31 protein-coding genes and 1 pseudogene are annotated in these 25,391 nt (G+C 64.8%); 17 read left to right on the top strand and 15 right to left on the bottom strand.

All coding sequences use genetic code 11. The features are described 5' to 3' along the window. Positions 1-467: 467 nt before the first annotated feature. Positions 468-641 carry a hypothetical protein gene (locus FFS35_RS19880; protein ID WP_171007474.1) on the top strand — a complete coding sequence of 58 codons (174 nt, stop codon included), beginning with the start codon at positions 468-470 and terminating at the stop codon, positions 639-641. Positions 642-773: 132 nt separating this feature from the next. Here FFS35_RS19880 and FFS35_RS02365 read toward each other — a convergent pair whose 3' ends face one another. Both FFS35_RS02365 and FFS35_RS02360 read right to left on the bottom strand, forming a co-directional pair. Further along, complete coding sequence (locus tag FFS35_RS02365) at positions 774-953, bottom strand: hypothetical protein (RefSeq protein ID WP_137785487.1); 180 nt, start codon at positions 951-953, stop codon at positions 774-776. After that, positions 950-1,342, bottom strand: coding sequence for a hypothetical protein (locus tag FFS35_RS02360; RefSeq protein ID WP_137785486.1), 393 nt, complete (start codon positions 1,340-1,342; stop codon positions 950-952). The genes FFS35_RS02365 and FFS35_RS02360 overlap by 4 nt, the downstream gene beginning before the upstream one ends. Positions 1,343-1,477: 135 nt before the next feature. On the opposite strand from FFS35_RS02360, the gene ligD reads away from it, so the two are divergent. From ligD to FFS35_RS02345, 3 genes are read left to right on the top strand one after another with little or no spacing between them, the layout of a single operon-like run. Then, complete coding sequence (ligD, locus tag FFS35_RS02355; RefSeq protein WP_137785574.1) at positions 1,478-3,361, top strand: DNA ligase D; 1,884 nt, start codon at positions 1,478-1,480, stop codon at positions 3,359-3,361. Further along, entirely contained in the window at positions 3,358-4,155 is a 798-nt protein-coding gene (xth, locus tag FFS35_RS02350) for an exodeoxyribonuclease III (protein WP_137785485.1), read from the top strand. Before ligD ends, xth begins: the two co-directional genes overlap by 4 nt. Next, positions 4,152-5,060 (top strand): hypothetical protein, encoded by a 909-nt coding sequence (locus FFS35_RS02345; RefSeq protein WP_249341400.1) that lies wholly within the window; start codon positions 4,152-4,154, stop codon positions 5,058-5,060. The genes xth and FFS35_RS02345 overlap by 4 nt, the downstream gene beginning before the upstream one ends. Here the strand turns inward: FFS35_RS02345 and FFS35_RS20165 are convergent. The 3 genes and pseudogenes from FFS35_RS20165 to FFS35_RS20160 all read right to left on the bottom strand — a co-directional run. Beyond that, a complete protein-coding gene (locus tag FFS35_RS20165) occupies positions 5,033-5,182 on the bottom strand; it encodes a hypothetical protein (protein ID WP_212742151.1) in 150 nt (49 codons plus the stop codon). The two genes, FFS35_RS02345 and FFS35_RS20165, sit on opposite strands and share 28 nt — an antisense overlap. Next, the gene (locus FFS35_RS20270) at positions 5,173-5,424 is read right to left on the bottom strand and encodes a TetR/AcrR family transcriptional regulator (protein ID WP_349290315.1); all 252 of its coding nucleotides are present in this window, start codon (positions 5,422-5,424) and stop codon (positions 5,173-5,175) included. The genes FFS35_RS20165 and FFS35_RS20270 overlap by 10 nt, the downstream gene beginning before the upstream one ends. Further along, positions 5,419-5,526 (bottom strand): annotated as a pseudogene (locus FFS35_RS20160) (hypothetical protein); the annotation flags it as partial. The gene FFS35_RS20270 and the pseudogene FFS35_RS20160, both read right to left, overlap by 6 nt. A 185-nt stretch (positions 5,527-5,711) precedes the next feature. Here FFS35_RS20160 and FFS35_RS02335 point away from each other — a divergent pair. Together FFS35_RS02335 and FFS35_RS19875 are read left to right on the top strand one after the other, a co-directional pair. Further along, positions 5,712-5,957, top strand: coding sequence for a DUF6582 domain-containing protein (locus tag FFS35_RS02335; RefSeq protein ID WP_137785483.1), 246 nt, complete (start codon positions 5,712-5,714; stop codon positions 5,955-5,957). A gap of 2 nt (positions 5,958-5,959) precedes the next feature. Further along, positions 5,960-6,133 carry a hypothetical protein gene (locus tag FFS35_RS19875; RefSeq protein WP_171007447.1) on the top strand — a complete coding sequence of 58 codons (174 nt, stop codon included), beginning with the start codon at positions 5,960-5,962 and terminating at the stop codon, positions 6,131-6,133. A 515-nt stretch (positions 6,134-6,648) separates the two neighbouring features. Here the strand turns inward: FFS35_RS19875 and FFS35_RS02325 are convergent. Continuing rightward, positions 6,649-7,446: an alpha/beta hydrolase gene (locus tag FFS35_RS02325; protein ID WP_137785482.1), complete on the bottom strand. Its 798-nt coding sequence runs from the start codon at positions 7,444-7,446 to the stop codon at positions 6,649-6,651. 293 nt (positions 7,447-7,739) lie between these two features. Next, positions 7,740-8,207 carry a hypothetical protein gene (locus tag FFS35_RS02320; protein WP_137785481.1) on the bottom strand — a complete coding sequence of 156 codons (468 nt, stop codon included), beginning with the start codon at positions 8,205-8,207 and terminating at the stop codon, positions 7,740-7,742. A 235-nt stretch (positions 8,208-8,442) separates the two neighbouring features. Between FFS35_RS02320 and FFS35_RS02315 the strand changes: the two genes are divergently transcribed. The 9 genes from FFS35_RS02315 (at position 8,443) to FFS35_RS02270 (ending at position 15,702) form a co-directional block, all read left to right on the top strand. Next, positions 8,443-8,697 (top strand): YciI family protein, encoded by a 255-nt coding sequence (locus FFS35_RS02315; protein WP_137785480.1) that lies wholly within the window; start codon positions 8,443-8,445, stop codon positions 8,695-8,697. Between the two features lie 5 nt (positions 8,698-8,702). Further along, positions 8,703-9,104, top strand: a complete 402-nt coding sequence (locus FFS35_RS02310) for a hypothetical protein (RefSeq protein WP_137785479.1) — start codon at positions 8,703-8,705, stop codon at positions 9,102-9,104. Between the two features lie 52 nt (positions 9,105-9,156). Continuing rightward, on the top strand, positions 9,157-9,789 hold the full coding sequence (locus FFS35_RS02305) for a YoaK family protein (protein WP_137785478.1): 633 nt from the start codon (positions 9,157-9,159) through the stop codon (positions 9,787-9,789). Positions 9,790-9,917: 128 nt separating this feature from the next. Continuing rightward, positions 9,918-10,154 carry a hypothetical protein gene (locus FFS35_RS02300; RefSeq protein ID WP_137785477.1) on the top strand — a complete coding sequence of 79 codons (237 nt, stop codon included), beginning with the start codon at positions 9,918-9,920 and terminating at the stop codon, positions 10,152-10,154. Between the two features lie 250 nt (positions 10,155-10,404). After that, positions 10,405-11,115 carry a Crp/Fnr family transcriptional regulator gene (locus tag FFS35_RS02295; RefSeq protein WP_171007473.1) on the top strand — a complete coding sequence of 237 codons (711 nt, stop codon included), beginning with the start codon at positions 10,405-10,407 and terminating at the stop codon, positions 11,113-11,115. Positions 11,116-11,180: 65 nt separating this feature from the next. Then, complete coding sequence (locus tag FFS35_RS02290; protein WP_137785475.1) at positions 11,181-11,387, top strand: hypothetical protein; 207 nt, start codon at positions 11,181-11,183, stop codon at positions 11,385-11,387. A 1,297-nt stretch (positions 11,388-12,684) separates the two neighbouring features. Then, positions 12,685-13,182, top strand: coding sequence for a YetF domain-containing protein (locus FFS35_RS02280; RefSeq protein WP_171007472.1), 498 nt, complete (start codon positions 12,685-12,687; stop codon positions 13,180-13,182). After that, positions 13,179-13,691 carry a CinA family protein gene (locus FFS35_RS02275; protein ID WP_137785472.1) on the top strand — a complete coding sequence of 171 codons (513 nt, stop codon included), beginning with the start codon at positions 13,179-13,181 and terminating at the stop codon, positions 13,689-13,691. Before FFS35_RS02280 ends, FFS35_RS02275 begins: the two co-directional genes overlap by 4 nt. A gap of 136 nt (positions 13,692-13,827) precedes the next feature. Then, complete coding sequence (locus tag FFS35_RS02270; protein ID WP_137785471.1) at positions 13,828-15,702, top strand: YhjD/YihY/BrkB family envelope integrity protein; 1,875 nt, start codon at positions 13,828-13,830, stop codon at positions 15,700-15,702. A gap of 265 nt (positions 15,703-15,967) precedes the next feature. Here the strand turns inward: FFS35_RS02270 and FFS35_RS02265 are convergent, their stop codons facing one another. The 6 genes from FFS35_RS02265 to cyoA all read right to left on the bottom strand — a co-directional run bounded on the left by FFS35_RS02265 (position 15,968) and on the right by cyoA (position 21,817). Continuing rightward, entirely contained in the window at positions 15,968-16,672 is a 705-nt protein-coding gene (locus FFS35_RS02265) for an NAD(P)H-dependent oxidoreductase (RefSeq protein WP_137785470.1), read from the bottom strand. Positions 16,673-16,921: 249 nt separating this feature from the next. Continuing rightward, on the bottom strand, positions 16,922-17,620 hold the full coding sequence (locus tag FFS35_RS02260; RefSeq protein ID WP_249341399.1) for an SURF1 family protein: 699 nt from the start codon (positions 17,618-17,620) through the stop codon (positions 16,922-16,924). 34 nt (positions 17,621-17,654) lie between these two features. Beyond that, a complete protein-coding gene (cyoD, locus tag FFS35_RS19870) occupies positions 17,655-18,038 on the bottom strand; it encodes a cytochrome o ubiquinol oxidase subunit IV (RefSeq protein WP_249341398.1) in 384 nt (127 codons plus the stop codon). After that, on the bottom strand, positions 18,035-18,667 hold the full coding sequence (gene cyoC / locus FFS35_RS02250) for a cytochrome o ubiquinol oxidase subunit III (RefSeq protein ID WP_137785468.1): 633 nt from the start codon (positions 18,665-18,667) through the stop codon (positions 18,035-18,037). The genes cyoD and cyoC overlap by 4 nt, the downstream gene beginning before the upstream one ends. Position 18,668: 1 nt before the next feature. Continuing rightward, complete coding sequence (gene cyoB, locus FFS35_RS02245) at positions 18,669-20,666, bottom strand: cytochrome o ubiquinol oxidase subunit I (RefSeq protein WP_137785467.1); 1,998 nt, start codon at positions 20,664-20,666, stop codon at positions 18,669-18,671. Next, the gene (gene cyoA, locus FFS35_RS02240) at positions 20,663-21,817 is read right to left on the bottom strand and encodes a ubiquinol oxidase subunit II (protein WP_283214509.1); all 1,155 of its coding nucleotides are present in this window, start codon (positions 21,815-21,817) and stop codon (positions 20,663-20,665) included. Before cyoA ends, cyoB begins: the two co-directional genes overlap by 4 nt. 194 nt (positions 21,818-22,011) lie before the next feature. Between cyoA and FFS35_RS02235 the strand changes: the two genes are divergently transcribed. Together FFS35_RS02235 and FFS35_RS02230 are read left to right on the top strand one after the other, a co-directional pair. After that, the gene (locus FFS35_RS02235; protein WP_137785465.1) at positions 22,012-23,346 is read left to right on the top strand and encodes an MFS transporter; all 1,335 of its coding nucleotides are present in this window, start codon (positions 22,012-22,014) and stop codon (positions 23,344-23,346) included. A 166-nt stretch (positions 23,347-23,512) separates the two neighbouring features. Further along, positions 23,513-24,058, top strand: coding sequence for a hypothetical protein (locus FFS35_RS02230; protein WP_137785464.1), 546 nt, complete (start codon positions 23,513-23,515; stop codon positions 24,056-24,058). Here FFS35_RS02230 and FFS35_RS02225 read toward each other — a convergent pair. Both FFS35_RS02225 and FFS35_RS02220 read right to left on the bottom strand, forming a co-directional pair. Then, complete coding sequence (locus FFS35_RS02225) at positions 24,055-24,765, bottom strand: Crp/Fnr family transcriptional regulator (protein WP_249341397.1); 711 nt, start codon at positions 24,763-24,765, stop codon at positions 24,055-24,057. The genes FFS35_RS02230 and FFS35_RS02225 overlap by 4 nt on opposite strands. Positions 24,766-25,121: 356 nt before the next feature. Further along, complete coding sequence (locus FFS35_RS02220) at positions 25,122-25,376, bottom strand: response regulator (RefSeq protein WP_249341396.1); 255 nt, start codon at positions 25,374-25,376, stop codon at positions 25,122-25,124. Positions 25,377-25,391: the final 15 nt, after the last annotated feature.

The raw sequence follows: 25,391 nt of genomic DNA, 5'->3' as shown, positions 1-25,391 counted from the left end.
GATCGTGTCGCAAGTACCGCGGAACCCATAACTCGCTGTTCCCTGCACGCTGATTCGGCCGCTACGACGATCGATGCGAAGACGCGGTTTGTTCAACCCGTTCAGTCGATAGCTGGCAGTGATCAGGTCAGGTCCGACCGCGACATCGTACAGATCCCACCATCCGTTTTGGTAGGCGGATGCGGCCACCGCCCGACCAGATCTGGACCATCAGAGACGTGTCGAACACCTCGGTCGTAGATTGGGTGTACGTGCCGTATTCGTAGCGATCGCGCTTCGCATTCCATGTCCATGTCGTGCCGCTGCCGATCCCGTTGCGCGAGCCGTCGCCAAAACAAACCAGCCCTAGATCGACCGGGCGTCCGCCCACGATAGGTCCGTTTGAAGGATAGGCCGGCCGATCGGGACGATAGCCTGGGCGACCAAAGTTGGAGTCCGGGAACCTAATTGTACACGGCTTAGCTGGCGTGAGCGCTGATCCTGCAAAAGGTGAGCCGCATATCCTGTGTGTGCAGAGCGTCGCCGACCAAAAGAAGTCGACGAAAATCACTCAATCCGAATTGATCGAGCTTTGCGACGGCATCGAACGCTGCCGGCGGGACATAGAACTCGTCGCCTATGCGGCCAGACCCACCTTATAGCTGACCCGCGGTGGGGCGGCTGCTTTTGGGACGTTGAAATAGGACGCCAGCGACCGGCTAAGGGCGCATAGTGGTCGCTCATCAGACGATGACTTTATAGCGATTGTCCGATTGCCTTAGCAACGCGCGCAATCAGACTTTTTTGAAATGGATCGGCGTTGTTCCCGAGCCCGGAGCGCGCGGCGGATAATCGCGCACTTGCTCCCACCATATCCTTCTGGGCCACCAGCACTTGCGCGAGCGCAAGATCCAGCGTGGACCCCACGCCGCATCGCCGACCAGTTCAGCCACCTTGTTGCGATCGATGTTCACGGGCGGTGCGCTTCGACCGCACGACCCGAATATATGAGGCAATCGGCGACAGTAGTCCGGATCGCCATGGGCGAGTGCTGTTTCCCGACCGGGCGACGCGCGCGCGACGGCGAGCGCGTTGCGAGCATTTGCCACCCATCATCGTAGAGTCCGGCGCGGCGTTGCGTTTCCGCGGTATCTGCGCGACCCGCGGCGGCTTGAAAAGCCGCTGGCCCCTCATGGGCCGCAGTCGTCCGCCACACCCGCTCGCTCTCCTTGGCAACTTCAGCATAGCGACCTAGCGTACCGAGCGACTGCGCACGCACCGCCAACAATTGCAGTGTGCGGCGGTGGTCCGGGCCGAGTTTCTTTTCCATCAGCGGCAGCAGCTTGTCGGCCTCGGCGACCACCTCGACATGCCGGTGGGCGATCAGTAGACTTCTGCCCTTCGATCGACATCAGTCGTTTCTACCGTCGGATCGAACCAACAATTCCCTAAGGCGGCGCCGGTGACGGAACGAGACTCGGGCGCGGCGAGTCTATCAATGATGGCAGGGACCAAGACAGAACCGCGCGTTTCGAGGGCTGCGTCGAGCAGGGCGGCGGGGAAGCTCGACCCCCCGCCCTTCCAGCCGGTCCAGCTTGCCACGCTCGTCGACACCGTGCCCACCGGCGACCGCTGGCTTCACGAGATGAAGTATGACGGCTACCGGCTGCTCGTCGCGGTCGGTGGCGGCAGGGCGCGCGCCTACACGCGCTCGGGCCTCGACTGGTCCGAGAAGTTTGCGGGCATCGTGGACGAGGCGGCAGCGCTCGGGGTTCGGTCCGCCCTTCTCGATGGCGAGGCGGTCGTCATGGACGAGCAGGGCCGCTCCAGCTTCCAGACGCTGCAGGGCGCATTGAAGGGGGCGCCCGCCAGCATCGACTTCATCGCCTTCGATTTGCTGGAACTCGACGGCGAGGATTTGACCGGGCTGCCATTGACCGAGCGCAAGGAGCGGCTGCGCGCCATCCTGCCCGAAGGCAGCCACAGGATACGGTATTCCGAGCACATCGAGGGCAACGGCGAGAAGCTGCTGCACGGGTTCTGCGACGCCGGACTCGAGGGCGTGATCTCGAAGAAGGCGGACGGCCGCTACATCGGCTCCCGGTCCGGCGGCTGGTTGAAGGCGAAGTGCATCAAGCGGCAGGAATTCGTCATCGTCGGCTGGACGTCGTCGGACAAGTCCCGGCTGTTCCGCTCGCTGATCCTAGGCGTGCACGAGGATGGAATGCTGCGCTACGCGGGCAAGGTCGGCACCGGCTTCGGCAACGACGAGATCGTCCGCCTGATGGAGACGATGGCGCCGCTCGAGCAGGACAAGCCGACCGTGAAGGCGCCGCGCGCCGAGGTTCGCGGTGCGCATTGGCTGAAGCCCAAGCTGGTCGCCGAGATCGCCTACACCGAGATGACCAACGAGGGGACGCTGCGGCACCCGAGTTATCTGGGCCTGCGTGCGGACAAGAAGTCGGAGGCGGTGGTGCTGGAGGTCGAGCAGCCCGTGGCCGAGATCGCCGCGCCGGCGGTCTCGAAGGTGAAGGTGACCAATCCCGACCGCGTGATCTTTCCGGAATCCAACATCACCAAGGGCCAGCTCGCCGACTATTACGCGGCCGTCGCGCCGATCATGCTTCCTTGGGTTGGCAGCCGGCCGATGAGCCTCGTTCGCTGTCCGCAGGGCCGCGCGAAGAAATGCTTCTTCCAGAAGCACGACGCCGGGAGCTTCGGCGACACGGTCAAGCACGTCGGCATCATGGAGAAGGACGGCCACGAGGAGCCGTATCTCTTCATCGATACCGCTGACGGTCTGTTGACCTGCGTCCAGATGGGCACGATCGAATTCCATGGCTGGGGTTCACGGATCGAGGACGTCGAGAAGGCGGATCGGCTGGTCTTCGACCTGGATCCCGACGTGGGATTGGACTTCGAGGCGGTGCGGACGGCGGCCTTCCACTTCCGCGACATCCTGAAGTCGATCGGGCTCGAGACCTTTCCGATGGTGACCGGCGGCAAGGGCGTCCACGTCATCGCCCCGCTGGTGCCGAAGGCCGAGTGGCCGGAAGTGAAGGACTTCGCGCACCGGTTGGCACAGGCGGTCGCGCAGAGCGATCCCGACAACTTCACCGCCGCGTTGCCCAAGGCCCAGCGAAAGGGTCGCATCTTCGTCGACTACCTGCGCAACCAGCGCGGCGCGACCGCGGTGATGCCGTATGGGGTGCGTGCTCGCGAGAACGCGCCGGTCGCCGTGCCCATCACCTGGAAGGAGATGGAGACGATCCACGCGCCCAACCATTTCCACATCGGCGACGCGGCAGAGCTTGTGAAACGTGCAGGATCGAAGGCGCTGTCGGGCTGGGGGCGCGCCGACCAAGAATTGCCCGACCTGTGAAGATCGCCACTTACAACGTGAACGGCGTCAACGGCCGGTTGCCGGTGCTGCTGCGCTGGCTCGCCGAGAGCCAGCCAGACGTCGCCGTCCTGCAGGAGCTCAAGGCGCCGCAGGACAAATTCCCGGAGGCCGCCGTCCGCGACCTCGGCTACGACGCGATCTGGCACGGCCAAAAGAGCTGGAACGGCGTCGCGATGCTCAGCCGGGTCGGCGAGATCCACGAGACGCGGCGCGGCCTGCCGGGCGATCCCGACGACACGCAGAGCCGCTACATCGAGGCCGCGGTCAACGGCATTCTGATCGGCGGCTTGTATATGCCCAACGGCAACCCGCGCCCCGGACCCAAGTTCGAATACAAGATGACCTGGTTCGAGAAGCTCATCGAGCACGCCGCCGGGCTGCTCGAGTCCAAGCTGCCAGTCATGCTTGCGGGCGACTTCAACGTGATGCCGACCGAGCGCGACGTCCACAAGCCGGAGCGCTGGCTGGAGGACGCGCTGTTCGCGCCCGAGGTGCGCGAGGCGTTCTTCCGGCTGACCGGCCAGGGCTGGACCGACGCGCTGCGCACGATCCATCCGGACGAGACGATCTACACCTTCTTCGATTATTTCCGGAATGCCTACGCCCGCAACGCCGGTCTGCGCATCGACCACCTGCTGCTGAGCCCGGCGCTCGCCGACCGGCTGGTCGATGCGCAGGTCGACCGCGACGTGCGTGGATGGGAGAAGACCAGCGACCACGCACCGGTGTGGATCGAGCTGGCCGACAAGCCGAAGCTGAGGAGTCGCGCGTGAAAGGCGGACCGCACCCCTTTACCGGTATCGAACCGATGGAGGCCAAGCTCGTCGACGCGCTTCCGTCCGACGCCGGCTGGCAATACGAGCCCAAGTGGGACGGCTTCCGCGCGATCGCGTCTCGGTCGGGCGGACACGTCGAGCTGATGTCGAAGTCGGGCAAGTCGCTCGCCCGCTACTTCCCCGAAATCGTGGTTGCGTTGCTGGGCACCGAAGCCGACGACTATGTCGTCGACGGCGAGTTGATCCTGCCGATCGACGGCGTGCTGTCCTTCGACGCGTTGCAGGCGCGGCTCCATCCTGCCGAGAGCAGGATCAAGCGGCTGTCCGCCGAGACGCCAGCGCACTTGATGCTGTTCGATTGTTTGGCGGTCGGCGGTGACTTGCTGATCGACCGGCCGCTCGCCGAACGCCGCAAGGCGCTCGAGCTTTTCCACGCCGCCGAGGGGACCGCGACGATCCTGCTCTCGCCGCACGCGCCCGATCTGGCGGGCGCGCAGGCGTGGCTCGCCGCGAGCGGCGGTGCGCTGGACGGCGTGATCGCGAAGCCGCTCGGCGGCCCATACCGCGCGGGCGAGCGCGCGATGTTAAAGGTTAAGCAGCATCGCGCCGCCGACTGCGTGGTTGGCGGCTTCCGCCGCACGAAGGACGGCAAGCTCGTCGCATCGCTGCTGCTGCTCAAATACATGTCGGACGATCGCGTCGCCGCGCGCCCGTGGCTCGCCATCTACGGCATCGGACCGCACGCTGACTTCGACGACGTGCACCGCGACTTCGTCGAGGCCTATAGCGTCGAGCAAGGTGACAGAATTCTCATCCGCCCGGACGGTTACATCGCCGCGGTCGTGGCGCGTGACCAGACCAGGATCCTGGAGGACTATTTGCGCGGTGTCGGCATCGTCTGATCTGCGGCCCGACCCTCGATGCCATTAAGCCGTTCGAGATAGGCGCAGAACATGTCCGCGATGCCGTCGGCATACCGCTTGATCTCCGCATCCCTGCGCGGCGCCGCGTCGTTCAGGGCCATGCGGACATCCGCCTCGTCACATTCCGAGCGGATGACGTGTGCACGAGATCGCGCAGCCTTTCGAGCGGCGGCCGCGTCCCGTGCCTCAGGATGGCGCTGAGGATGTCAGTGGTCTCGCGCCACTCGTCGCTCTGCAGCCGGAACAGGATCGACGCCTTGTTGGGGAAGTATTGGTAGAAGGAGCCCACGCTCACCCCCGCGCGCTCGGCGACTCGCGCTGTCGTGCACCGTCGCGCAGCCACCGGCCGGCCCCGCAGCGAAGGGTCGTCACGCTGCTCCACTGACGCGAAGAACGCGTCCATGTCGACGTGGATCACTTTCCTGATGACGGAGTCGCCAGCCATCTGGCTGAACCAGCACAGGTCGAACATAGTGAGAACAGCAGCGAGACTTCGGGTTTACTTTTTTGAACTGTCCTCGGCCGGCCCTTAGCGGTGATGCGGGTGGCCACGTCGCGGACCGCCAAGAGAGGATATTGACCCAAGTGCGCCGGCCGAGCGTTTGGCATCTGCAACATATGGAGATGACGATGGCGGAGCTCAGCACGAAGGATCGCGAGAAGCTGGGCAAGCGGGCGTTCGCCTTTCCCGACCAGGAGAAGGAGCCGCTCGAGAACGCCAGCCACGTTCGAAACGCGATCGCGCGCTTCAACCAGGTGAAGGGCGTGAGCGACGACGACCGCGAGGCGGCGTGGAAGCGCATCAAGGCTGCGGCGAAGAAGTTCGACGTCGAGGTGAGCGAGAAGAGCTGGCGCGAGATCGGCAAGAAGGACTGACGATGACCGAGGCGACTTGGAACGACGACGCCAAGACCCCGACGATCGACTGGCGCATGAGCGCATCGCTGGAAAACGTGCACCGCGGCGACGAGGATCTCGCCGAGGTCACCAGCCTTGAGCGCGCGGTGAGGGTTGGCAGGAGCTCGAAGGTGCGCTCGCGCATGTGCTGGTAGAAGGCTCGTTGGCCCAGGCGTTCGGCGAGTTGGCCCCATTCCTGCCAGCGGTCCCTGCGGATCGCCGTCCACTGGAGCAGAGCCTTGAACGACCGCGATTCGGCGGCGTCGCGATGCCATAGCGGTTCGACCTCGCCGCGTTGCTCGAGCATCGGCGAACGTCCCGATCGTATCCCGCGACGCGCGCACGAACACCTCGTCCCCGGGCTTGAACAGCGTGACGGCGGAGCCGACCGCGCTGACGACGCCACTCGCGTCGAAACCGATGCGCCGCAGCATCCTGTAGTGGTTGATCCTCTTCGGGTCGCCCCTGATGATCGCCAGATCGATCGGGTTCAGCGCCGCCGCGCGGATGTCGCACACAATCTGCCGTGGCATGGGAACGGGCGGTGCCTCTTCGGCCAGTCGGATGACATCGTCGATCTCCCCATATCCAGTGATCACGTAGGTGTGCATTCGACTCGCTGACCGCCCCTCAACTCAGACTGCTTCTTGGTCCAGTCAGACCGCCGAGCTCAATCGGCCAACGCTGCCTTCTTCGCGCTGCTTGCGGAGCTGTTCGCTTCAAGGAACGCAAGGGCGCAGTCCGCGACCTCCTCCCAGCCGGCTTCGTTGCAGATGAAGTGGCTTCGCCCGGCGAAGGGCGCGAACTCGGTCACGCTGCCCTGATCGGTGTAGGCCTTGAAGTTCTTCTCTGTGAGATGCGCCGGGATGATCTGGTCCTCCTCGCCGCCAATGAGGAGGAGCGGGCCATGCGGTGCGTCGACGTCGACCCGACCGTCCGCTCCCATGCATCCGCGCAGCACGTTCCGGCTGTCGTGCGTAGCGGTCGCCTCGAACGCCTGCGTGGCGGCCTGCTCGCTAAGCGTGTTTGCAAACGCGCTGTGGAAGGTCTTCGCGTCCATCTTGATCGGCGAGTTGCCCATCAGCGGATTGGCAATGATGGTGCTGTTCTTGATGAAGCCCCAGTCGAGGTCGACCATGCCGTTCGGCGCGACGGAGTCGATCGCCACCCCCGCCGACGCGAGGCCGCGATTGAGCAGGATCTGCGTGATCAGTCCGCCGACCGAGTGGCCGATGACTATCGGCCTATCGTGCGCGCGGACCACCTGCTCGATGCTCCCCAGCACGTCTACGAGCGTCAGGTCGCCTAGGCCCTCCGGTGGATTCTCGCGGAGCTCGCGCGGATCGCCCTCGTGGAGCGGCCAGACCGGCGCGACGCAATTGTAGCCAGCGGCGCTGAATCTGGAGACCCAGCCGGCCCAGCTCGTGTCGTTCTGGAACATCCCGTGGATGAATATCACGTCGGTCATGGCTCAAGCTCCTGCGTGGATCAGATGAAGGGGTCGGGAGCCAACAATCGTGAGACGTGCGCGGTTCCTGCCGCACACCCGCTGCAGGCGCCGAAAGTGGCGCCTTCGAAGGACGGGTATCAGCTGCCTGTCTGAACGATGGCGGGCAGCGCAGTAATGCCGAGACCATCGGATGGGGAGAGGCTTGGGCGCGCGCTACTAGGCACACGCAGATCGAAACTAGACGGCGGCCTGAGCCCGTCCTTCATCCGATCGCTGGATTTCGCCGAACTCTTCTCGCGGACCATGAGACCTCAGCGCAGACCGCCCGTCAGCACCCATGCAGCGGCAAAGCCGAGTAGGATGGCCGTCGCCCAGAAGTCGCTGACCATAGCGACGAGTTCGTTCCTTCCCCGATGGTCGGCGCGAGCGTGTTCGGCTCCGGCGACGGCGTAGAAGATGCCAGCGCTGATCGCGGTGGGGAGCACAAAGCTGGGCGCGGCGATCGACGCTAAGCCGAGGACGCCCGAGGCGACGTTTGCGCCGCCCAGCTCGCGGACCAGCACGAAAACCTCAGCGCTCTCGATGCCCATGATGTCGCGGCTGGTAAAGGCGGGCTGCAGATACTGCCGCAGCCCTGCGAGCATCAGACGGGCGCCCACCGCCCAGAATACGAACCACTTCCCCACGAGCCAGAGGAGCGGTGCCGACCCGGCGTCGACCACGATCGACGCGGCCGGAAGCAGCAGCATGGTGGAGGCGACGACGATGAGATAGATCACTGGACCTCGCGATCGATCGGACTTGCAACAGGCGATATCATCAGGCGTGCCTCCAGTCGATCCGTCGCCGGCCGCTCGAGGTCGGCGTAGCGAGGGCGCGTCCTTCAATGCCCTATGGCATGGACGCGCCGCGCCGCTTTAGTCTAACTGCCCGCAGGATGAAGGGAGAGGTCGCCGTGCCCGTCTACGCGGTATCGTATCAGCATCCGACGAGGAGGGCTGGGCCCGGCACGTCATGCCGCACGTCCAATGGCTGAGGGAGAGGCTCGGGGACGGCTCGCTGCTCGCGTCGGGACCGCTGGCCCACCTCGACGTGAGGGCGGCGCTCCTGATCATGACGGCTCCCGATAGGGAAAGCCTCGAACGCCTGATCGCCACCGATCCCTTCGCGTTGGAGGGTCTGATCGAGGACATGGTAATCAACGAGTGGGACCCACTTTTCGGCGCCTTCAACGCGAGTTCGAGCATTCCGGCTCGGACACAGGGCTGACCCGCATGGCCGAGCCATTCACGATTTCCTTCGATCCTGAACATCGCATCCTGCACCTGACGATGACGGGGTTCTGGGACGTGGCGACGGTTGCCGACTTTGAGCGGGCCATCGACGCCGCCGTGGCGGAGATTGGGCGGGGATCGAACTTCGACGTGCTGAGCGAGTCGGTCGACTTCCCCGTGCAGTCGCAGCCCGTGAGTGAGGCACTCGCGCAGATGACGACGGGCTTTCAGTCGCGCTGGACCGGGCGGACCGCGCTGGCGGTAAAGAAGACGCTCAACAAACTTCAGGTCGAGCGGACGATGGGCGGGCCAGCAGTGCGCGCCTTCCTGACCGTTGACGAGGCGCGGGCCTGGTTGTTGTCGGACGGCCCGGGACCTGCGACCACCGTCCCGCCTCCATAGCTACCCGCCGACGCTGGTGTCGCGGCCGGGTCGATCGTGATATGGTCGGTGGATGATCCGCTACGACGTTCGGCACCGCATGCTGGCGATGGGCTTCGCGGCTCAAGCGGGCTTCGTCGATGCCGTGGGCTTCATGAAGTCCGGCGGCCTTTTCGTGTCGTTCATGAGCGGAAACTCAACCCGGTTGGCGGTCGGACTTTCGCAGGGCGACAGGGTGGGACTGATTGCCGCCGGTCTCATCGCGCTGTTCGTCTCCGGCGTCGCCATCGGCGTCCTGTTCGCCGGCATTGCCGGTTCCGACCGCAAGTCTTCGGCCGCCGCCTTCGTCGCGCTACTCATCTTGCTGGGCGCGGTTTCGGGATCGTCGGGGTTGCCGAGCGTCGCCATCGGGCTGCTGTGTCTGGCGATGGGCGCCTCAAACGCGGTGTTCCAGCGCGACGGGGACGTCGGCGTCGGCGTGACCTACATGACGGGCACGCTAGTGAAGCTGGGCTACCGCCTGGCCGACGCGGTCCGTGGGCGCCCGTCGATGCAGTGGGTGCCGTATTTGGCGCTCTGGCTCGCCCTCGTCGTCGGTGGGGTCGCCGGAGCGCTCTGCGAGTCGCGGGTTCCTGCAGGCAGCCTGTGGATCGCAGCGGCGTCGAGCGCCGGCCTCGCCTTGGCGTGTCGTTTCGTTCGACCTTAACAGGACGGGAAACGCGCGGCGTCCCGGCAATGGTGCGCCTCCCCATTTTGGCCGGAAAGGTCTTTTCGCTCAAGGGGTCCATAGGATAAGGTGCCGAGCCGGCCGTTTCGGCGCGGGAGTGGAGGGCCGTGGAGAACGCGAACGTGGTGTGTAGGGAAAATGCGGCAAGGCAGCGCGAGGTCGCGCTTTCGCTGATGCAAATGGCGCTGGCACTGCTTGACCGCAGTGGGGATTCGCTGCCCGCCATCCATCTTCAGTATGCCGTCGATACGCTGGAAGGAGGTCGGGTCCGGTCTCCGACTGACGACGAGATCGAAAAGTTCTTCGCGGGACACGATGCGGGATGGGTCGCGGACCGCCACTGACGGATGCACGACGTTCAATTCGCCGCCTCCTGCCATATCCGCGCGAACCTGAGGCGTAGTCGAAAACCGGCCCGATTCACCAGCCAGGGAGGAGTCGGGGGTCGGGTTGTCACGCTGCCGGATGCGGTGCATGCTGGGCTGCGGGCCGGGGCACGGAAGGAAGCCCAGCATGACTTTGACAGCCGTTCAGCCTTTCATGAGACCGAGTGCGAAGAGAATACAACTGCGACATGACCGGGACGGCGGAGCGATGGTCACGCGCGACGGGCAGCCGGGCGATGCGCTGATTCACAGGCTAGTCGGACTCGCCGACCTCGGACCGGCGGATTGGTGGCTCGTGAAACAAGCCCTGGATTCGTCCCGACGGCTGCCCGCATGCGCCGACCTCGGCAAATTCGCGGCCGAAGGGTCTGCCCGTGAAAAGCGGCTCGCTATTCTCGAAGGATCCGCAGCCCGGGTCAGGGTGCTGGCCAACGGCCGGCGCCAGCTGATCCGACTATACGTTCCGGGCGAGATGGTCGTCGATGTCGGCGACGATTCGGGCGACAGTCTAAGGGCCATCACCCCGGTCAGCGTCTGCGTGATGCCTGACCCGGCTACATTAGAGGCGCGCTCGGAGCTTGCGCTCGCCTACGAGCGCGCGCGGCGGCTGGATGACCTCTACATTTTCGCACAGGTCGTGCGCTTGGGGAGCTTGGACGCGGCCGACCGGCTCGGCCACCTTTTGCTCGAACTGCGGGAACGCTACTACTCTGCCGGCCTCACCAATGGGGACGGCATGCCGCTGCCGCTGACGCAGACCGATCTTGGCGATCTGCTGGGGCTGACCAGCGTCCACGTCAACCGCATGCTGCGGTCGCTCCGGACGGACGGCTTCCTTACGCAGCGGAAGGGCTGGATCGCGCTTCAAAACGACGCGAAGCTCGCGAAGAGGGTGGGCTTCGTCCCCGCGACATCGTGACGGGAGTCGGGAAGGACCCGATGAGCGCTGGCGCGTTCATCCTAGGGGACGCGGAGGCGAAGCCAATGCATCCGGATTCCCGCTGGGGTGGGACGGTGGACGGCGATGCAGAGTATCTGCGTAAACGGCTGGACGAAGAGCGGCGCCGCGCCCAGCGCGAAGGCGATCCGGCCGTCGTGAAGGCGCATCGCGTGATGGCAGATGCCTACGAGGCAAGGCTTTCCGCGATGAAGGAAGGACAGACGGCGCCACTGGTCAAGGGATCGCCGTGACAAGGTCCCCCTCACTCCATTCGACCGGTCACGGCAGCGCGTGCTTGCGGAAACGTTCTCAAATGTCTTGACCGCCTTGCCTTGGCGTTAGGGGATACGACGATCGCGCAGGACCGGGCTCGGGTCTCGCCGCCCACGATCTGCGCGAGCAGCATTCACTTGAAGTGACGTCGAGCTCGGATCGCGGCTTCGTTTCACCATCACGAGGTCGTGACGCATGCGCCAGCATGGTTACGGCACGATAGGAGCACGCAGACGAGAAAGTGCTGTCGAGGATGACAGCGGTTCGCTCGCGGTGCGCGGCGAGAGTAGCCGTCCAAGACCACCGTGAACTTGGCGACCCACCGCCGAACTTCACAGTCCGGCTGATCCCTGGCTACGAAGTGCCACTAGCTCTTCAAACGACGTAGTCTGCGTTCGTCTGCAGGAGGGGATCACACCGTGAGCCCTCGAGGTGATCTTGCGCAATCTGTCTATCGAGCGCAGTGTTCCGGACACGAAACGAAAGAGGAGATAAGGATGTTTCGGATCGCTATGGCCCTCGCTGCGACGGCAATGATCGCGTCGCCAGTGGTGGCGGCCCCGTGCAAGGACGCGAAGGGCAAGTTCATTAAGTGTCCGCCAAAGGCTTCGACGAAGGTGACCGGCAAGTGCCGCAACTCTAAAGGCCAGTTCGCGAAGTGCGGAACGCCAGGCGCGAAGCCAGCCTAGGATCGCCCTGAGATTCGATCCGCACCGGGGCTTGCCGACCTGACGCCCTGGGGTGCTCGTCGGCTTGGGGGCGGTCCGTGGCGGCGATCCGGAATTCGTCGGGCGCCGCCACGGATTGGCGCGAACCTGGTCCGCCTCGGGACGGGAGTCCTCTTACGCCGGATGGGACGCTGCTCGTGGTATGCGCAGATACCTCGCCGGTCGCCGTCGGCACACCAGTGACCGTGGCTAGGTTGCTTGATGTGCGGCGACAAGCATCACGCGGCCTCTTAGGCCGACGGAATTCTTGGCCCGATGATTGGTTCGCCAGCTTTATCAGGGCCTCCCTTCATTAGAGTAAAAGCCCCACCCGGCTATCAGATACCACGTCAGAACGTTGCGAGTCTGAACGCGGCGACCGCGAACGCCGCCCCGCTCAATATCGCAATGAGGCGGCTACGTCACTGACCACTCGCGGTGTCATGCGTCCGGTAGTTGGGCTAGAGTGGCGCATCGCGTGATGCCGCTCGCGATTCTTGATGCCCGCGCGGTTCGGCAGCGCCCGCGATCGCAGGGTTGGTCTGGGCGCGCTGCACGGGAGGATAACGTGATAGATTGGTTAGTCGCGGTGATCGGTCCGGACGATGGCAGCGCTTCGACAGCGCAGCTCTGCGCACGCGCCGCAATCCTTCTCCCGTTCGGTATCTTGTGCATGCGCGTCGCCGGTCGCCGCACCTTCTCCAACCTCACTCCGCTCGACATCTTCGTGGCGATCGTCGTCGGATCGAACATAAGTCGGGCGATGACAGGCAAGGCTCCGCTTCTTCCCGCGCTCGCCGCGACGCTAATCCTCGTCGCTCTGCACCGACTTCTCGCGATGGCAACGGTCCGCTCGAACCTCCTGTCACGCTTCGTGAAGGGGAAACCCGTGGTGCTCGTGCGCGACGGGGTGATAGACCGTCGCGCGCTGACCGCGAGCCACATGAGCGAGGACGATCTGCTGGAGGCGATCCGCATGGAGCAGGAGTCCGGCGTCCACCGCGTCGCGCTCGCCACGTTCGAGCGTGGCGGCAAGGTGAGCGTCGTGCCAATGGAGAAGTCGTGAGCGAGCTGCTGGCGGTCGTTCCCAAGAAGGTGGAGGCGTCCGCCCGCGCCCTCCTCGACGCGGCGTGCGCGCGGGGTCTTTCGATCGTAACCGCCGAGAGCTGCACGGGCGGCCTGGTCGCCTCACTCTTGACCGACGTCGAGGGCCTCAGTCGTGCATTCGAGCGCGGCTTCGTGGTCTACACCGACGACGCCAAGTGCGATCTCCTCTTCGTCGATCGCCGCGCGATCGAGCGGTGCGGCGCGGTAAGCCGAGAGACGGCGATAGCGATGGCCGAGGGCGCGCTGCGGAATTCGGAAGGCGACGTCGCAATCGCCGTCACCGGGTTCGCCGGGCCAGCGGGTCCGGGGGACGAGCCCGGCCTCGTCCATTTCGCCTGCGCGCGGACGGACTGGGGCATTCGTCACCGTGAGGAGCATTTCGGCGACATCGGGCGCGGCCCGGTGCGCCTCCGCTGCCTCGCGGTGGCCGTCGAGATGCTGCGGCACGCGGTCGACGCCGAAATCTGAATTGGCTTCGAGGGCGCTCGAACAAGGTGACGGCGCCGGACGGACCGCCGCACTGCGGACGGACGTTGGCGACGCAGCGGAACGATGGGGCTGGCGGCAGGTTGGTCGGGTGGTTCGTTGGACGAGGATGCCCGCAATGCCGTTCCGCCTGATCGCCGGGGGTGCGCAGAGCCCTTGGTCCATGTCACGTTCGACTTGGCGAGACGTCGCCCTCCGCACGTGGAAAGAGGCGGGCGAGGACAACGTCAGCCTCGTCGCCGCTGGAGTCGCGTTCTACGGTTTTCTGGCGCTCGTCCCGCTGTTGGGCGCGACTGTGCTGACATATGGATTGGTCGTCGATCCCGCCACCGTCCTGCAGGATGTGCGACGGCTCGCCGCCGCGATGCCGGCCGAGGCTGCGCGGCTCGTCGGCGAGCAGCTGCTGGGAGTGGTGAACACGTCCGCGGGAAAGAAGGGGTTGGGTCTGGCCATCGCTCTGGGCATCGCACTCTTCGGCGCGCGCAGCGGCGCGGGCGCGATCGTCACTGCCCTCAACATTGCCTACGAGCGCAAGGAGCGTCGGGGCTTCTTGCAGGTCACCCTGCTCGCGCTAGCCATGACTGCGGCCGCCGTGCTCGTCGCGGTGCTGGCCGCCGCCGCGATCGCCGCGTTGGGACATCTTCAGCGTCTGCTTCCCGAGCTGCCTGGATGGGCGGCCGCCTTCGGCAAGGCCGTCTCTTATCTGGTGCTGGGATGCGTCGCGGCGGCTGCGGCGGCGGCGCTATACCGTTTTGGTCCGTCGCGCGAGGGTGACGAGGCCGACTGGATCTGGCTCACTCCGGGCTCGGTGCTGACTGCATCACTGTGGCTGCTGCTGACCTTGGGCTTCGGCGTATACGTCGCCAACTTCGGCCACTACGACGCCAGCTATGGCTCACTGGGGACGGTGGTCGTGCTGCTCACGTGGCTGTATCTTTCCAGCTACATCCTTCTGTTCGGCGCGGAGCTGAACTTTGAGTTCGAACGCGAGACGAAGGCAGCAAGTGTTGAGACTGTTGGCGACAAGCCACCGCCGGCGGATCCTTCTGCCAAGCCAGACGGCGGACCTGTCGCCAGTCAGGAGGCGATGCCCGGAATGGGCGACGAACCGACGCCAGGCTCGGGTCCGTCGGCCGGCGAGGTGGCGGGCGAGTTCGCGAAGGGACGTATCGCCGCGAGGATTGCGCGGACGACCGGTTCAGGAAAGGTCGGGCTGGTGACCTCGGGAATGGCGGCCTACGGCTTGGCCAGCCTGCGCCACGGGCGCCGCTCGGTGCTGGGGATTTCGATGCTCGCGGGTGCTGCTTCCATCGCATGGCTGCGGCGCGATCGCTTGCCGACATTAGGCATCCGGGCGATCTTGTTCGACATTGATGGGACCCTCGTCGACAGCAACGACGATCATGTTGAGGCATGGGACCAGGCGTTCCGATCAGAAGGCCATGCGATCGGTCGCCCCGCCATCCACGCCGAGATCGGCAAGGGCGGAGATCAGCTACTTCCGGCGCTCCTTCCCCAGTCCTCGTCCGCCGAACGTCGGCGCATCTCTGACGCCCACGATGCCGTGTTCAAGGACCGATTCCTCCCGCGTGTCCGACCCTTTCCCCGGGCCGCCGACCTCGTCCGGGCGGCGAACGCTTCTGGTAGAAAGATCGTCCTTGCCTCGTCGGCGTCGAAGGAAGAATTGGACAATTACATCGAGCTGCTCGGCATTTCGGACGTCGTGGATGCGAGCACGAGCATCGACGACGTGTCGACGTCCAAGCCGGCGCCCGACATCTTCGTCGCTGCGTTGAGGAAGGTGGGCATCGCCCCGGCGAACGCGATCGTCGTCGGAGATAGTCCATATGACGTCGAGGCAGGTCGGCGCGCCGGGGTGAAGGTGATCGGGCTGCGGTCGGGCGGTTTCCCCGACGACCGGCTTGCCGGCGCGGTAGCGATCTACGACGACGTGGCCGACCTACTCGCCCATCTCCACGACTTGGTTGTCTGAGGTTGGGACTACGTGCCTCGATCACGCCGATGTTCAAAAATATGTGCGCCCGACGCCGCTCCGCGACTTCGAGCATCTCCAAGATATTGGTCTTTCCGCGGGTCGAAGACTACCCGCTACCGCGTTGCGTCCGACCCGGGAATGCAACGCGTTTCGGGCCGGACTTGGCGAGTTGTCGCGTCGTGATTTTCCCAGCTCACTCGCTCGAACGCGGTCCGAGGCTTTGACTTGGGAGGATGAGCAGCTGTAGCGCTCAAGCGCTGGCTTATTTCCCGGCGTCGTCGTCCCTCGCGCTCGCTGCCTGTCGGCGGCTGATCGCCGCCTGCGCGGCGTCCTTGTAGCGGCCTGACGAAAGCATCGCGCACGCGGTGGTCGCGGCCTGGCGCACGCGCTCCAGCTGCTCGTCGGCATATTGCTGGGTCATGTCGGGGACGACAGAGTCGATCCTGATGTGCTCGGCCTGGCTCATTCCCAGCCCTTGCCAGAGGTAGACGTCGAAGACCTCCTTGAGCGCAGACACTTGGCCGTGCTCGTTAAGCCAAGGGAGCGACGTCCCCGATGTGCTGAACGAAAGGAGCGGCTTGCCCGCAACGACGGGCTGTCCGGCTTCGGTCTTGAGATCACGGAAGCTGTAGCCCGCCCCGAGAACGCGGTCGACGTAGCCCTTGAGGATCGCGGGCGGCAGCCCGAACCAGATCGGGTAGACGAACACGACGATGTCCGCCGCGCGGAGCTGCTCGAGCTCCACCGCGACGTCGCTGGCGGGCGCCCAGTCGGGCTGCGTCGGCCGCTCCTCGGCCCTGAGCAGGGGGTCGAAACCGATCGCGTATAGGTCGCGGACCGTCACCGAGTGGTGGTTGCGTTCGGCGACTTCCCGATAGGCCTCGACGATGGAATGGTCGAAGCTCTCTGACGATGGGTTCGCAAGCACGACGAGGTGGCGAATCTTCTGCGAACTGTCATCGGTCATGGGCGACTCTTCCGTAGTTGTCGGGCGCCGGCTGCGTTGTCGCGGCTGCCACGGTAGCGCAGCGACCCGCTTGCGGACGCCAAGGTTGAGATACGCGCGGCCGGGGACCGTGTCGAGCGGGCAAGCCCTGCCGAGCCTGCATGAACGTGTCGGGCCCGCCCGGCGATGTCGAGCGGGACCCGCCAGACTGATAGTCGCGTGTCGCCACGGAGCGACTGAGGTCGTGACGGGTGACGGGCAGCTCAATCGTCACGGTTGGTTTCGCATCGCCAGGACGCAGGCGTATGCGCTCAGCATAGCGAGGCCGAACCAGGTGAGCGCGTAAAGAAGATGATTGTTCGGGAAGGTGGTCACGGTGAGGCCGCCGCGAGGCCAGCCGCCCGGATTGGGAGAGGAATCGGCATCGACGAAGAAGGGCGCCACGTTCGTCAGCCGCCTCGCGTTGGCGATGGCTGCCACATCTCGGGAATACCACCGGTTATCCTGCGGGCGGTTGGGCCGCAGGAGCCGCCCGCCCGGCTCCGTGATCCGCAGCAGCCCGGTCACCCGCACGTCGCCATAAGCCGTGGCAGCCTTGCGGGTCCGGGGATCGGCGCGATCCGGCGGCACGTAGCCGCGATTGACGAGGAGGATATCGCCGTTCGGCAACCTGAGCGGGGTGATGACCCAGAAGCCGTTGCCGATCTCGGTGACGGCTTCGACAAGCGTTTCCCGCTCGCCGAGCCAGCGCCCTTGTGCGGTGACGTGCCTGTATTCGTCGCCGCGCGCGGTTATCGACGGCCATTTAGTGCGTGCCGGCACGGCGGAGGGTGGCGCTTGGACGCGCTCGTCGACCGCCTCGATGAGCGCGAGCTTCCACGTGCGCCTCTCCACCTGCCAGATCCCGAGCGCGGCGAAGAACAGGGTGCCTGTCAGCGCCAGTCCGAGCAGGAACGCGCGCTTTGCCACACCTCGGTTCGCCATGTCTCGGGCTCGACGGCGCCTAGCGCACCGGTCCGGCCGGGCCGCCCGGCATCGGCATCATGTTGCCGTTGAGGTGGAGCATGACCCACACTGATCCACCTATGGTGACGACCACGATCACCGTCGTGAACAGGAAGGCGAGAAGCGTCCATCCGCCCTCGGACCGCGTGTCCAGATGCAGGAAGCAGATCACGTGCACGGCGATCTGGATCAGCGCCAAGCCGAAGATGATAGCCGCCGTCGAGCCAGGGGCGGGCTGCGGTCCCGACATCACCAGCCAGAATGGCACTATGGTCAGCATGATGGCGAGGAGGGAGCCAATCCGGTAGCCGAGGCGGCTGCCGTGTCCGTGGGAGTCGCCGTGCCGTTGCAGGCTGGCATCATCATGGGGTCGGATGCTCAACGGATCACTCCATAAAGATACACGAAGGTGAAGACGCCTATCCAGATGATGTCGAGGAAATGCCAGAACATGGACAGGCAGACGAGCCGGCGCCTCATCGCCGGGATGAGACCGTGCTGGCCGAGCTGGATCAAGGTCACGGCGATCCATACGAGACCGACGGTGACGTGTGCGCCGTGCGTGCCCACCAGCGTAAAGAACGCCGACAGGAAGGCGCTGCGCTGCGGGCCCGCGCCTTCGGCGATGAGATGGGCGAACTCGTAGAGCTCCACGCTTACGAAGGCGAGGCCGAGCAGCCCCGTCACGGCCAGCCAGAACCGCGTCGGGCCGACCCTTCCCGCCTCCATGTGGGGCATCGCTTCGCCGAAGGTGATCGAGGACGCGAGCAGGAAGGCGGTGTTGAGTGCGACGAGCTTCAGATCGAAGATCTCGCGCGGCACCGGCCCGCCGGCGTAGCTGGTGCTCACCACGCCGAACATCGCGAACAGCGAGGCGAAGATGAGCGCGTCACTCATCAGGTATATCCAGAAGCCGAGCACCGTGGCTCCGCTGGCTTCGTGGTCGTGATGATCGTCGGCCTGGTGCCAGACCGGGCCGGTATCCTGCTGGCCTAGCGCGTGATCGGTCATGTCAGGCTCCGGCATGCAGCGGCGGCTGCCGCTTGCTTTCTGTGCTGGCCACTTCCTCGGCTTGGATGAAGCGGTCTCGGTTGAAGTTGAACGTGTGCCCCACGGCGACCACGAGTAGGCCTGCGAAGCTGAGCGCGGCGAGCCACCACATATACCAAACCATGGCGAAGCCGAGGACGAGCGCCAGTCCGGCCAGGATCACGCCGCTCCCGGTATTGCGAGGCATGTGGATCGGGCGGAAGCCCTCGCAGGGGCGCTCGTAGCCACGCGCCTTCATGTCATACCAGGCATCCAGTTGGTGGATGACCGGCGTGATGGCGAAGTTGTAGTCGGGCGGCGGCGAGCTGGTCGACCATTCGAGCGTGCGGCCGTCCCAGGGGTCGCCGGTCGTATCCGCCAATTGGTGGCGCTTCACGAAGCCCATGACGATGCTCATCACGAAGCCCAGGATCCCGACCAGGATAATCAAGGCGCCAACCGCGGCAATGACGAAGTAGGGCTGGATGGTGGGATCGTCGAAGTGGTGGACGCGCCGGGGCTCACCCATCAGGCCGACGACGTAGATCGGCGTCCAGGCGACCCAGTAGCCGACGACCCAGCCCCAGAACGCGACCTTGCCCCAGAACTCGTCCATCTTGAAACCGAAGGCCTTGGGGAACCAGTAGGTCATCCCGGCGAAGAGCGCGAAGACGACGCCGCCGATGATCACATTGTGGAAGTGGGCGACGAGGAAGAGGGAGTTGTGGAAGACGAAGTCCGCCGGCGGGATGGCGAGCAGGACGCCGGTCATGCCGCCCACGGTAAACGTCAGCATGAAGGCGACGACCCACATCATCGGCAGTTCGAACCGGATGTCGCCCTTATACATCGTGAAAAGCCAGTTGAAGATCTTCGCGCCGGTCGGGATTGAGATCACCATCGTCGCGATGCCGAAGAAGCTGTTCACGGTAGGGCCCGCTCCCATCGTGAAGAAGTGGTGCAGCCAGACCAGGTAGCTCAGGATGGTGATGACGACGGTAGCGTAGACCATCGAGGAATATCCGAACAGCGGCTTGCCCGAGAAGGTCGCGGTGATCTCGGAATAGATCCCGAAGGCCGGCAGCACGAGGACGTAGACTTCGGGATGGCCCCAGATCCACACCATGTTCCAATACATCATGGGCGCACCGCCCAGTTCGTTAGTGAAGAAGTTGGTGCCGACGTAGCGGTCGAGAAGCAGTAGGAAGAAGGCGGCCGTCAGCGCGGGGAAGATCGCGATGGCCAGCACGTTCGAGCACAGCGCGGTCCAGCAGAAGACCGGCATCTTCATCATGGTCATGCCCGGCGCGCGCATCTTGATGATGGTCGCCACCATGTTGATCGCGGATAGCGTCGTTCCCACGCCCGCTATCTGGAGTGACCATAAGTAGTAGTCGACGCCGGTGTCGGGGGAGTAGGCGAGCTCGGCGAGGGGCGCGTAGGACAGCCAGCCCGTGCGAGCGAATTCGCCGACGAACAGCGAGATCATGACCAGCACCGCGCCAGCGACGGTGAGCCAGAAGCTGAGGTTATTGAGGAAGGGGAAGGCGACGTCGCGCGCACCGATCTGCAATGGCATGACATAGTTCACGATGCCGACGACCAGCGGGATCGCCACGAAGAAGATCATTATGGTGCCGTGGGCCGTGAAGATCTGGTCGTAGTGGTGCGCTTCCAGGTAGCCCTGGTTGGCGCCGAAGGCGACGGCCTGCTGAGCCCGCATCATCAGTGCATCGGAGAAGCCCCGCAGCAGCATCACGATGCCCAGGACGAGATACATGATGCCGATCTTCTTGTGATCGACGCTCGTGAACCATTCGTTCCACAGATAGCCCCAGAGGCGGTAGCGGCTGACGACGCCGACGATGCCGAGCCCGAGCAGGGAGACGACGATGAAGGTGCCGAGCAGGATGGGCTCGTGGAAGGGGAAGGATTCCCAGGTCAGCCGGCCGAAGACGGTCTTGAGGAGGTTGTCGGTCATCGTGCTTCCGTTCGCGGGAGATCAGGCCCGCGCGGCGCGGGGGCGCCGGGGACGGTGAGTGGTGAGACGGCGGACATGTTCCGGTTGCGCTGATCGCCCGGCTTCGCTCGACCCGGCGCGCCTGGCTCGGCTGGCTTGGTGACGTTGGGGCCCGAACCCTTGTCCTGCGGCGCCTTCTCAAGCGCGGGGACTGGCTTCCCGCCGGCTATGGGCGCCGTGTCGCGGCCGGGCGGCATCCCGGCGCCCATCCGGGCATCCTTGGGATTGCCGCCGCCGCGCGCCATGTCGCGCGCCATGACGTCCTTCATGCAGGGCTTGTCAGGCTCCACGCAGCCGTTGACGACCCTGTCGAATAGCCCGCGCTCGACCGCGCCGAACCGCATTACCGGCACCTTCTCGCTTGGCTTGGCAAGCGAGAGGTAGCTGGCGGTCTGCAGGGAACCGCCGCCTGCTTTCACGCTCGCGACCCAGCGGTCGAAGTCTTCCTTGGTCTTCCCGATCAGCTTGAAGCGCATGTCGGAATAGCCACGGCCGGTGTAGTTCCCCGAATATCCTTCGCTTTCGCCCGGCCTGTTAAGCACCGCGTTCAGTTCCGAGCGCATGGTCGGCATTGCGTAGATCATTCCCGCAAGGGTCGGCGCGTAGAAGGTGTTGAACTGGTCGGTAGAGGTGATCGAGAAGTGGACCGGAACGTCGACCGGGACTGCCAGCTCGTTCACGGTGGCAATGCCTTTGTCGGGATAGATGAACAGCCACTTCCAGTCGAGCGCGACGACCTGCACCTCGAGTGGCTTGGTGCCGGCGGGGACGGGTCTGCCCGGCGCGATCCGCTCGAGCGGCCTGAACGGATCGAGCAGATGGGTGCTCGTCCAGGTGACCGCGCTCAGGGCGATGATGATCAGGAGCGGGCATGCCCAGATGATCAGCTCGAGCGTCGTCGAGTGGTCGAAGCCTGGATCGTAGGTCTTGTTCGCGTTGCCGCGCCGATACTTGCGGGCGAACACGACCGTCAGCACCATCACGGGAACGATGATGAGCAGCATGACGGCAGTCGAGAAGAGGATGAGGTCCCGCTGCTGGGCGGCGATGTCCCCCCCGGGGTTGAGCACGACCATGTTGCAGCCCCCCAGCAGCGCGAGCGCCGTGATCACGGGTAGGCGCGCGGCGGTTCGGATTGTGTTCGATCCTGTTCTCAGCATGGGGGTTCGCTAGACCCGGACTGATCGACCGACTTTGACGAAGGTCAAAGTTGGCGCGATTGTCTTGAGGTATCGAGGACGTCACGAGCCGGTTCGGCGCGAGCATGATGCGCGGCCCGTCACGTTGGATCGGAGGACTTGACCGGATGGCTGCCAGCACCCTCGAGACGGCGAACTCGACGCCGTTGGAGCGCGATGCCCGCGTTATAGACGCGCGCGGACACCAAGTCCGGCCCGGCGATATTGCGGTCGGAGTGATCATCGGGCGGTCGACCGAGTTCTTCGACTTCTTTGTTTACGCTATCGCCTCGGTGCTCGTTTTCCCGAGCTTGGTCTTTCCATTTGTCAACGCGCTGACGGGAACGCTTTACTCGTTCGCCATTTTCGCCTTGGCCTTCGTGGCGCGGCCCTTCGGCGCCCTCGTTTTCCTGTGGATCGACAGAAGGCATGGCCGGGGGGTCAAGCTCACCATAGCCATGTTCCTGTTGGGGGGCTCGACAGCGGCGATGGCGTTCCTGCCAAGCTATGCGCAGGTGGGAGGGGCGGCCGTTGCGCTGCTCGCGCTGTTCCGGGTGGGCCAGGGCTTCGCGCAGGGCGGGACTTGGGATGGACTCCCTTCGCTGCTCTCGCTCAACGCGCCGAAGGAGCGTCGGGGATGGTTCGCGATGATTCCGCAACTCGGGGCGCCTATCGGCCTGTTCGTGGCGGCGGCTGTATTCGCATTCCTGCTCACGACGCTGAAGGCCGGCGACTTTCTGGACTGGGGATGGCGCTATCCCTTCTTCGTCGCCTTCGTCATCAACGTGGTAGCGCTGTTCGCCCGCCTCCGCCTGATCTCGACACCGGAGTTCGTCGAGCTGTTCGAGAACCGTGAGCTTCAGCCATCGCGGGTCACGGACATGTTCCGCGAGGAGGGAAGAACTGTAGTGCTTGGCGCGTTCGCTCCGCTCGCCAGCTTCGCGCTGTTCCATCTGGTGACGGTATTCCCCCTCTCTTGGGTGATCCTGAAGTCCGGCGAGGGGGCGGTGCACTTCCTCGTGATCGAGATGGTCGGCGCGATGGTGGGGCTCGCTGCCGTCGCGGCTTCGGGCGCGATCGCGGATCGGATCGGGCGGCGGACGCTCCTTGGCCTGTCCGCCATCATGATCGCCGCCTACAGCGGGTTCGCGCCGCAGCTTCTGGACAGGGGACCCGGTGGCGAATGGGTCTACATGATGCTCGGCTTCGTGCTGCTCGGGCTGTCGTTCGGACAGTCGTCGGGTGCCACGAACGGCAGCTTCTCGGCGCGCCATCGCTACACCGGTGCAGGCACGACCGCGACGGCCGCCTGGTTCATCGGCGCGGCTTTCGCCCCGCTGGCGGCGTTGCTGCTCGCAAGCAATTTCGGTCTGATATCGGTGGGTGCCTACCTTCTCTCCGGGGCCGCGTGCACGCTCGGTGCGCTGGCGTTCAATCGGGACTGGGCGGCGAGAGCCACTTGATGGGTGGAGCGACGATCGGCGACAAGTGGCACATCGCCACCGCTTCGTCGCCACGTCGAACGTGCCCAAGAGTGTTAGTTCTGCCCTGTACGCCGACCCTGCCGGTTTTGACCTGCGTCAAAGACTGCGACGGCATCTGTGGCAAGCGGATCGGGGAGTGCTTGTCATGGGAAAACCGTCCGAGCGGGACCAGCCCGCCGCCTTTGGAGGCCACTGGTATTTGATAGACGAGGTCGATCTGGCTCCCCTGCTCGCCGACCACTCGGCCATCCGGGGCATGTGTTCGAAGGTCGAGGCGCTAGCCGACCGGTTGGCCGATCTTCCGACTCTTGAGGAGCGGTGCGAGGTAGCAGATCTGATCCAGAGCCGAATCCACGATCACGTCGTCGTTACCAGCAACTTCATGAAGGGCGCCTTCGCGGGCACTCGTTCAAGACTAGGAGGCGGCATATTGACCCGCGTCCTTGTCGATCAGATCGCCGACGGCATTCACGCAGAGGACGTCGTCGAAGCGCTCCGAAGGAAGGATCTGGCGCCGGCGCAGGTGGACACGCTGGCATATATGCTGCGCTGCCTGTTCGACGGGTGCCGCCGCGCTCTCGTATTCGAGGAACTGGGGTTGCTGTTCCTTGGTCGCCACCGTCTGGCTCGCGACGCGCGGCTCGCGCTCAAGGAGCTTCTCGAGCGTGAGTTCGAGGGATTACGGGTCTAGGCGGCCGCTGCGATCGCTTCGAGAGCCGTGCGATTGGATATGGTGACGGCGCGTGACCCCGGGAGACCGATGACTCCAGCCGTCCTGAGCTGGGTGAGCTGTCGGCTGACGGTCTCTATGGTCAAGCCGAGAATGTCTGCCATCTGGCCACGAGTCAGTGGCAGATCGAATGTCAGCGGCGCGTCGGGGGCGGATCGGCATCCAGTCGGTCCGGCCTTGTCTGCCATCTCGAGCAGGAATTCGGCCACCTTTTCATGAGCCGATTTGCGCGCCAGCATCAGCATGCGCGCTCGCGCCTCCTGCAGGGCCGTCAGCGTCCGCTGGAGGAGCAGCCGTTCCATCCGGATGTGGTTGTCAAGCACCTGTTCGAACTTCTGGCGCGGGAAGACGCACAGTTCGACGTCGGACAAGGCCCGCACGGAATGGCCCGCCTCTTCGGAATATGGCTGACCGACGAAGTCCGCTGGATAGAGGAGCCCGACTATCTGCTCCCTGCCGTCAGGCGTGGACGTCGTGAGCTTCAGCATGCCGGTCAGGACGTTGGCGCAGATGACGCTCTCGCCCCCCGCCCAGATGATCGTCGTCCCTCGGGCATACGTTCGACGTTCCGCGATGGAGTTGAGAAGACCAAGTTCCATATCGTCCAAACTCCCGCAGAGGGCGAGGTCGCGGACGGTGCAATCCTGGCAGATGTTCGGGCTTTTCACGTCCTATCCTTAACAGATTTCTCGCGATTGTCGTCTCATTGGCCGGGCCTTTGTAAACCGGAGGTATTCTGCGCAAGGTAGCACCCGATCCGGTTCTTTTTCCGTATCGCTGGTTCAACCCGCTTGGGCTAGCCACGCCTGTGGCCCTCGGGGTCGGACGATGGGTGTTCTAGGGCTGCGACGTTGCTCGTTCCTTCGTTCACACCGACAATCCTGGGGTCGGTTGGTCCCGCATCATGTTCGCGAAGGTGCCTGCCCCACGGCAGCGGGGACGGAACTCCAGCTACAGGCACGGGGCTGCCAGAGTCGCGCCCGGAGGAGCAGGATCGAATGACCGACTGCAAGGACACGGCCTATCACTTCGTGATGAGCGTCCCCGTCACGAACATCACCGGGATAGCTCCAAATTGGGCATGGATGAGCGCCACAGCGCAAGGACCGGTTCCGTGGAGCAGCTTGACGTCGGACGATATCATCGCCGGAAGTCGCTCGCGCGCGGCCGTGACAGCCTCATCCTGCGTCGCGGCGAACGCGAAGGACGTGGCCCCGGCATCCTCCAGGACGTCCCGAAGCAGCATCGCAATCAGCGGCTCGTCTTCGATGATCAGCACGTGGCACATCTTCGC

The sequence above is a fragment of the Sphingomonas sp. 3P27F8 genome (assembly GCF_005502745.1).
In the GTDB taxonomy this organism is placed as follows: Bacteria; Pseudomonadota; Alphaproteobacteria; order Sphingomonadales; family Sphingomonadaceae; genus Sphingomonas.
This window is presented reverse-complemented; position numbering and strand designations above follow the sequence as displayed.

Excerpts from the sequence above, each read along its gene's own strand:
- cyoB (WP_137785467.1), bottom strand. The coding sequence starts at position 20,666 with ATGACCGACAACCTCCTCAAGACCGTCTTCGGCCGGCTGACCTGGGAA.
- FFS35_RS20165 (WP_212742151.1), bottom strand. The coding sequence starts at position 5,182 with ATGGCCCTGAACGACGCGGCGCCGCGCAGGGATGCGGAGATCAAGCGG.
- FFS35_RS02305 (WP_137785478.1), top strand. The coding sequence starts at position 9,157 with ATGATCCGCTACGACGTTCGGCACCGCATGCTGGCGATGGGCTTCGCG.
- FFS35_RS02310 (WP_137785479.1), top strand. The coding sequence starts at position 8,703 with ATGGCCGAGCCATTCACGATTTCCTTCGATCCTGAACATCGCATCCTG.
- cyoC (WP_137785468.1), bottom strand. The coding sequence starts at position 18,667 with ATGACCGATCACGCGCTAGGCCAGCAGGATACCGGCCCGGTCTGGCAC.
- FFS35_RS02335 (WP_137785483.1), top strand. The coding sequence starts at position 5,712 with ATGGCGGAGCTCAGCACGAAGGATCGCGAGAAGCTGGGCAAGCGGGCG.
- FFS35_RS02290 (WP_137785475.1), top strand. The coding sequence starts at position 11,181 with ATGCATCCGGATTCCCGCTGGGGTGGGACGGTGGACGGCGATGCAGAG.
- ligD (WP_137785574.1), top strand. The coding sequence starts at position 1,478 with ATGATGGCAGGGACCAAGACAGAACCGCGCGTTTCGAGGGCTGCGTCG.
- FFS35_RS02270 (WP_137785471.1), top strand. The coding sequence starts at position 13,828 with ATGCCGTTCCGCCTGATCGCCGGGGGTGCGCAGAGCCCTTGGTCCATG.
- FFS35_RS02265 (WP_137785470.1), bottom strand. The coding sequence starts at position 16,672 with ATGACCGATGACAGTTCGCAGAAGATTCGCCACCTCGTCGTGCTTGCG.
- FFS35_RS02235 (WP_137785465.1), top strand. The coding sequence starts at position 22,012 with ATGGCTGCCAGCACCCTCGAGACGGCGAACTCGACGCCGTTGGAGCGC.
- FFS35_RS02295 (WP_171007473.1), top strand. The coding sequence starts at position 10,405 with ATGGTCACGCGCGACGGGCAGCCGGGCGATGCGCTGATTCACAGGCTA.
- FFS35_RS02230 (WP_137785464.1), top strand. The coding sequence starts at position 23,513 with ATGGGAAAACCGTCCGAGCGGGACCAGCCCGCCGCCTTTGGAGGCCAC.
- FFS35_RS19875 (WP_171007447.1), top strand. The coding sequence starts at position 5,960 with ATGACCGAGGCGACTTGGAACGACGACGCCAAGACCCCGACGATCGAC.
- FFS35_RS02325 (WP_137785482.1), bottom strand. The coding sequence starts at position 7,446 with ATGACCGACGTGATATTCATCCACGGGATGTTCCAGAACGACACGAGC.
- FFS35_RS02315 (WP_137785480.1), top strand. The coding sequence starts at position 8,443 with ATGCCGCACGTCCAATGGCTGAGGGAGAGGCTCGGGGACGGCTCGCTG.